The 6,423-nt window shown below is 74.0% G+C and carries 5 protein-coding genes; 4 read left to right on the plus strand and 1 reads right to left on the minus strand.

The genetic code is table 11. From position 1 onward, the window contains the following. Positions 1–10 precede the first annotated feature (10 nt). The 3 genes from ACWGPF_RS00130 to ACWGPF_RS00140 are packed head-to-tail and all read left to right on the plus strand — an operon-like array spanning position 11 to position 4,492. Positions 11–1,594 carry a phenylacetate--CoA ligase family protein gene (locus ACWGPF_RS00130; RefSeq protein WP_452330877.1) on the plus strand — a complete coding sequence of 528 codons (1,584 nt, stop codon included), beginning with the start codon at positions 11–13 and terminating at the stop codon, positions 1,592–1,594. 1 nt (position 1,595) lies between these two features. Then, complete coding sequence (locus tag ACWGPF_RS00135; RefSeq protein WP_452330878.1) at positions 1,596–3,440, plus strand: N-acetyltransferase family protein; 1,845 nt, start codon at positions 1,596–1,598, stop codon at positions 3,438–3,440. Continuing rightward, positions 3,437–4,492, plus strand: a complete 1,056-nt coding sequence (locus ACWGPF_RS00140) for a hypothetical protein (RefSeq protein ID WP_452330879.1) — start codon at positions 3,437–3,439, stop codon at positions 4,490–4,492. The genes ACWGPF_RS00135 and ACWGPF_RS00140 overlap by 4 nt, the downstream gene beginning before the upstream one ends. 19 nt (positions 4,493–4,511) lie before the next feature. Here ACWGPF_RS00140 and ACWGPF_RS00145 read toward each other — a convergent pair whose 3' ends face one another. Continuing rightward, positions 4,512–5,498: an o-succinylbenzoate synthase gene (locus tag ACWGPF_RS00145; protein WP_452330880.1), complete on the minus strand. Its 987-nt coding sequence runs from the start codon at positions 5,496–5,498 to the stop codon at positions 4,512–4,514. Positions 5,499–5,558: 60 nt separating this feature from the next. On the opposite strand from ACWGPF_RS00145, the gene ACWGPF_RS00150 reads away from it, so the two are divergent. Further along, positions 5,559–6,356, plus strand: a complete 798-nt coding sequence (locus tag ACWGPF_RS00150; protein ID WP_452330881.1) for an LLM class F420-dependent oxidoreductase — start codon at positions 5,559–5,561, stop codon at positions 6,354–6,356. The last annotated feature ends 67 nt before the right edge of the window (positions 6,357–6,423 follow it).

A 6,423-nucleotide genomic window follows, 5' to 3' on the forward strand; every position in this document is an offset into this window, starting at 1 on the left:
GGGGACGCCGATGGCGCGCAGGCACACGGGGCCGGGGCCCGCGGGGCTCGACGGACCGGGATCGGCCCTGCGGCAGGGGCTGCTGCGCCTCGGCGCCAAGGCGATCACGAACGCCTACGAGCTGTACCGCGTCCATCCCGTCGTCTGGCGGTGGACGGCTCGGCACTACCGGCCCGGCATGGAGAGGTTCGCGCGCGCGACGGCGTGGATGATCTGCCAGCTCGCGAACCTCGACGTCCCCGCGTACCAGCGGCATCTGCGGGCGCACGGGTTCCGGTTCCGGTGGTTCCGCCTCGACGCCTTCCCCGAGACCGACAAGCACGGCTACGTGGCGGCCCACCCCGAGGACGAGCGATGCTGGCGCGGCGAGATCGTGACGGTCGGCACCGTCGTCGACGAGTCGTCCGGCTCATCGGGCACGCCGTTCAACTGGATGCGCGGGCGCGACGAGCTGAAGACCATCCACAGCAACGTCGCGGGCTACGTCACCCTCCTGTTCGGCTCGAAGCGCCTGTTCTGCATCAACGCGTTCTCGATGGGCGCGTGGGCGACGGGCACGAACACGGGGCACGCCATGTCGAAGATCGCGATGGTGAAGAACACCGGGCCCGACCTCGACAAGATCGTCGACACCATCCGGCACTTCGGGCCGCGGTTCGTCTACCTCGTGAGCGCGTACCCGCCGTTCCTCAAGCACCTGCGCGACCGCCTCGACCGCGAGGAGTGGTTCTCGTGGCGCGACTACCGGCTGAACGGCTTCGTCGGCGGCGAGGCGATGACGGAGGGGCTGCGCGACTACCTCGAGGTGCGCTTCGGACGCGTCTACTCGGGGTACGGCGCGAGCGACCTCACGATCGGGATGGGCGGCGAGTCGGACGCCGCGGTCTGGCTGCGGCGGTCGATGTACGCCGACGAGCGGGTGCGGCAGGCGCTCCTGGGCCCCGACGAGACGCGGATCCCCATGGTGTTCCAGTACAACCCGCTCGAGACGTACCTCGAGGTCAACGCGCGCGGCGAGCTCGTCGCGACGCTCACGTCGACCTCGATCATGAGCCCCAAGCTGCGGTACAACATCGGCGACGAGGCGCGCATCGTCCCGCTGCCGGAGGTGGTCGAGAAGCTCTCGTTCGACCCTCAGCTGCAGCGGGCCTTCCACCGCGCCTTCGCCGTGCAGCGCATGCGCCTGCCGTTCCTGCTCCTGTTCGGCCGGAAGGACTCGACCATCTCGTACATGGGCGCGAACCTCTATCCCGTCGACATCGAGAACGGCCTCTACCGCGACAACCCCTTCGCGGCGGACATCGCCTCCTTCAAGCTCGCGCTCCTCGAACTCGACGGCCACGAGCAGCGCCCGCTCGTCCACGTCGAGCTGCGCGAGGACGCCGTGCTGTCGGCAGCCGACCGCGACGCGCTCGCCGCGGCGGCGCGGGCGGGCATCGTCGCGCACCTCGCGGCCGTCTCGCGCGACTTCGAGCAGTCGCTCGCGGAGGACCCCACGACGGGCGACCTCCGGGTGGAGGTGCACCCCCACGGCGACGGCCCGTTCGCCGGCGGGAGCGCGCGCATCAAGAACGTCTACCTCGTGGAGGACTGACGTGTTCACGACCGACTTCACCCGGGCACCCGTGCAGGGCCGCGCCGCGGCGCTCCTCCTCGTCGAGGGCCGTTCGGAGGCCCGCGACGGCGTGCTGTGGCGTCGGCGCGTGCGCGACGGCTCCATCCGGGCAGAGCTCGTCCTGTTCGACACGGCGGAGGCCGCGCGGGCGGCGGCGGCCGCCCATCCCGCCCGCTCGCGGCTGCTCGTCGCGGAGGAGCGCGGCTACACGAACGGGGTCTGGCGCGCGGAGGACCGCTCCATGGCGCACAACGAGCGCTTCCACCCCACCTCCACGGAGGAACGTGCGCATCGCGAGCCGCCTCCCGTGGGCGGCCCCGTGAAGCGCCCGCGCCGCGACAGCGCTCCCGTGCCGCCCCGGCGCTGGACGCTGTTCGACAGCGAGTCGATGTTCCTCGGCGCGACGCGGTACCGCCATCCGATCGCGTGGATCGCGACGAACCGGCACTGGTGGCAGATGGTCCGCAAGATGCGCCGCATGCCCGGCAGCGTGTGGCACGGGGTCTACGCGCAGTGGCCGTTCACGCTCGGCACGCTCGCCACCTACCGCACCCGCGACGACATGATGCGCTTCGCGCGGATGCCCGAGCACCGCCACCTCATGCAGTGGATCGTGCGCGACACCGTCAACGCGACGGGCGGCTTCATCCGGATCTTCTCCTCGCCGGCCGAGCTCGCGCGTCAGGACGGCGCGGCATCCGCGAGCGCGCCGCTGCGTCTCGAGCGCGTGGAGACCGAGGCGCAGCTGCAGGAGTTCCTCGCCGTCTCGCGCCGCGACGACCCCGCGCATCTCGCCGTGCCGCTCCTCGAGGCCGACGTGCGCGCCTGGTTCGACGGCTCGGCCGCGGCGGACGGGCCGGTCGAGCTGCACCTCGCCCGGCGCGGCGACGAGACCGTGGGGCGCACGACCATCCACCGCGACGGAGCCCTCGACGCGAAGCTCGGCACGCGCGCGACGCTCTTCGGCGCTACGTGGGCGCGGACCCGCGACGACCTCCGGGAGCTGCTGGAGCTCGTCGTCGAGCGCGGACGGCGGGATGGCAGCGCCGAGGTGCTCGGACCCGTCTCGCTCCTGCCGAACCAGACGGGCGGGGTGATTACGGGCGGCTTCGACGAGCCGGGCTTCTTCGACGGCGCGTGGAACCCGGAGTGGGTGCCGGAGGTCTATGCCGACGCCGGGTTCGGCACCTGGAACGAATCGGACACGTGGATCGCGCAGCTGCGGGACGCCCCGGAGCCCGCCGCGCCGACGGCCGACGAGCTCGCCGCGGCGGGAGTCCGGCTGCGCCGCGCGTCGCGGCTGCGCTTCCCGGGGGAGGTCGCCCGGCTGCGGACGCTCGTGAACGCCGCCTTCGCACAGCTGCCGTACTACACGGAGATCTCGCCCGCGCAGATGCGCGACGCGACGAGCGGCCTCGTCGGCCTCATGGACCCCGGGCTGTGGCTCGTCGCGGAGGACGCGCGCTCGGGCGAGCCGGTCGGGTTCGCGCTCGTCGTGCCCGATCCCGTCGACGTACTGCGGACATCCGGTGGCCGCGTCGGCCTGCGCGAGATCGCCCGGCTCCTGCGGGGAGGCCGCGGACGCGACGCCGTGCTCGTCATCCACGGCGTCGTCCCCGAGCGGCAGGGGAGGGGCGTGGCCGGCCTGCTCTGGCGGGCGCTCGCCGTGCGCCTGCGCGACGGCGGGTACCGTACGCTGCGGACGACGTACATCGGCCGCGGCAACCGGGCTTCCGCACGCCCGATCGAGCGCCTCGGCGGCCGCCCGCTGCACTCCACCGTCTTCTACCGCCGGACGACCGACGCGCCCCGGGAGGACGCATGACCGATCTGCAGGCCCTCGTCGCGGCGGCAGCGCTCGCGCCGTCGGCGCACAACACCCAGCCCTGGGATGCCCGCGTCGTGGGCGACGTCGTCGAGCTCGGCGTCGCGGCGGGGCGCACGTTGCCCGCCGGCGACGCCACGGGCCGCGACACGCTCCTCGCGCTCGGCGCCTGGACCGAGACGGCGGCCGCCGCTGCGCGGTCGGAGGGCCGTGCGATCGAGGTCGAGACGCTGCCGGACCTGTCGGATCCCGACGTCGTCGCGCGCGCCGTGCGCCGCGGACCCGTCGCGCGCATCCGGCTGGGCGGGGAGATCGCGTCGCAGCGGTCGGCGCTCGGGCGGCGTCTGACGTACCGGGGCGACCTGCGCGGCGTGCCGGGCTTCGCGGAGTCGGTCGCCGCCGTCCTCCCGAGCTGGATGCGCCTCGTGCCGCTGCCCGCGAAGGACCTGCGCCGGCTGTCCGCGCTCGGCACGGCCGACACGCTCACGCGGCCGGGCGTCGCCGAGGAGCTGGCGGCCTGGCTGCGGCTGTCGCCGCACCATCCGCGATACGACGTCGACGGGTTGAGCGACCGCGTGCTGCTGCTGCCGCGCCCGCTCGCCGCGGTCGCCGCGCCGTTCACGCGACGGCGGCGGCTGCGGGACGCCGCGGCGCGGCTCGCGCGCGTCGGCGGCGACATCGCCCGCCGCGCGCTGCTCGAGCTGCCCGTCGAGCGGGCGGGCGACGCCGCGAACGCCGACCACTTCGTGCTCGCCGTCGAGTCGGACGAGCTCGACCTCGGCGCGGGGGCCGCGCTCACCCGCGTGCTGAACGGACCGCTGGGGTTGCCCGCGGAGACGGTCTTCGAGGCCGGCAGGGCGCTGCAGCGGGTCTGGCTGGAGGCGGCGGCCCGCGGGGTCGCGTTCGCGCCGCACTCGGAGGTGCTCGACTCCGCACTGGCCCAGGGGGAGCTGCAGTACCGGCTCGGTCTCGCGCGGCGCACCGTGCCGGTGTTCGTCGCCTCGGCGGGGCGACCGGCCGACCCGCACCCTCCGCGCTCGCCCCGCCGCTAGGTGTCCCTGGGCAGTACAGCTATGAGAGCAGCGCGTGGCACCGCGCCACGCGCTCGCGCCACCATGCGACACGGTCGGAGCCCGCCGCGTGCGCGTCGAGGAGCTCGGCCTCCGGCTCCACACGCGACGCGGGGATGACGCCGCCCGCCGCGGCGAGGCGGGGCTCTGCCACGTCGACGGCGAGGAGCGCCGCCGTCCCGAGCCCGCAGTCGAACTCGAGGGAGGGCAGGGCCGCCGCCAGCGCCGCGCCTTGGGAGAGCCCGACCGACGTGTCGAGGGCGCTCGACACCACCGCCGGGAGCCCCGCGGCCTGCACGATGTCGAGCGCGCGCCGCACGCCGCCGAGGGGCTGCGCCTTGACGACGAGGATGTCCGCGGCGCCGGCGCGTGCGACCCGGAGCGGATCGTCGGCCTTCCGGACGCTCTCGTCCGCCGCGATCGGGATGTCCCAGTCGCGCAGCCGGCGGCGGATCTCGGCGAGCTCGTCGACGGACGCGCACGGCTGCTCGATGTACTCCAGGTCGAACTCGGCCAGGGCGTGCGCGGCGCGCTCCGCCTCGTCGACGTTCCAGCCGCCGTTCGCGTCGATGCGGATGCGCGCCTCCGCGCCCATCTCGGCGCGGACGGCCGCGACGCGGGCGATGTCGTCGTCGAGCGACTGGCCGCGCTCGGCGACCTTGACCTTCGCCGTGCGGCAGCCGTCGAACCGCGCGAGCACGCCGGGCACGTCCGCCGGCGACACGGCGGGCACGGTCGCGTTCACGCGGATCCGCGTCCTGTGCGCGGCGGGCTGCGGGTTCCACGCGAAGTCGAGCGCGGCGGCGAGCCACACGGATGCCTCGGCGTCGTCGTACTCGAGGAACGGCGAGAACTCCGCCCATCCCTCCGGGCCCTCGACGAGCACGGCCTCGCGATGGTCGACGCCGCGGAAGCGGGTCGCGAGCGGGAGTGAGACGACGCGCAGCTGCGCGACGACCTCGGCGAGCGGGGGCACGGGAGCGGACATGCGACCATCCTGCCCCTCCCGGCCGGCGCCGGCCATCCGCGCCGCCCGTAGGCTGGCGCCATGCCTCTTCTCGACACCGCCGTCCGGCTGGGCGTGCAGATCGCGCCCCAGCACTCCTCGTACCCGACCATCCGCGACGCCGTCACGCGCCTCGAGGACATGGGCGTGGACATCCTCTTCAACTGGGACCACTTCTATCCGCTCTCGGGCGACCCCGACGGCACGCACTTCGAGTCCTGGACGATGCTCGCCGCCTGGGCCGAGCAGACCGAGCGGGTCGAGTTCGGATGCCTCGTCAACTGCAACTCGTACCGCAACGCCGACCTGCAGGCCGACATGGCCCGCACGGTCGACCACATCTCCGCGAAGGGCGGCGATGCCGGCCGCTTCATCTTCGGCACGGGCGCCGGATGGTTCGAGCGCGACTACGACGAGTACGGCTACGAGTTCGGCACCCCCGGCTCGCGCCTGAACGAACTCGCCGCGGGGCTCGAGCGCATCGAGCGGCGGTGGGAGAAGCTCAACCCGGCGCCGACACGCGACATCCCCGTCATGATCGGCGGCAAGGGCGAGCAGAAGACGCTGCGCCTCGTCGCCCGTCACGCCGACATCTGGCACAGTTTCACGGAGGGCGAGGAGCTCGCCCGCAAGCTCGACGTCCTCGCGCAGTGGGGCGAGAAGGAGGGTCGCGACCTGTCGTCGCTCGTCGTGTCGAACGAGCTGAAGGGCCGCGACGAGCGGAAGGCCGACGAGCTCCACGCCGCCGGCGTGCGCCTCTTCACTCTCGGCATCACGGGCCCCGAGCTCGACTTCGCCGAGGTGCAGCGCTGGCTCGACTGGCGCGACGCGCAGAACTGAGCGGGCGGTTTGTGCCCGAAAAGACGCCGCACCCCCACCCCCGGCCGCCCGGCCCGCCGGGGCCGGG

This window comes from Microbacterium sp. NPDC055683 (assembly GCF_053617895.1).

Bases quoted from the DNA above. Each gene is read 5' to 3' on its own strand.
- ACWGPF_RS00150 (WP_452330881.1), top strand. From the start codon at position 5,559: ATGCCTCTTCTCGACACCGCCGTCCGGCTGGGCGTGCAGATCGCGCCC.
- ACWGPF_RS00145 (WP_452330880.1), bottom strand. From the start codon at position 5,498: ATGTCCGCTCCCGTGCCCCCGCTCGCCGAGGTCGTCGCGCAGCTGCGC.
- ACWGPF_RS00140 (WP_452330879.1), top strand. From the start codon at position 3,437: ATGACCGATCTGCAGGCCCTCGTCGCGGCGGCAGCGCTCGCGCCGTCG.
- ACWGPF_RS00130 (WP_452330877.1), top strand. From the start codon at position 11: ATGGCGCGCAGGCACACGGGGCCGGGGCCCGCGGGGCTCGACGGACCG.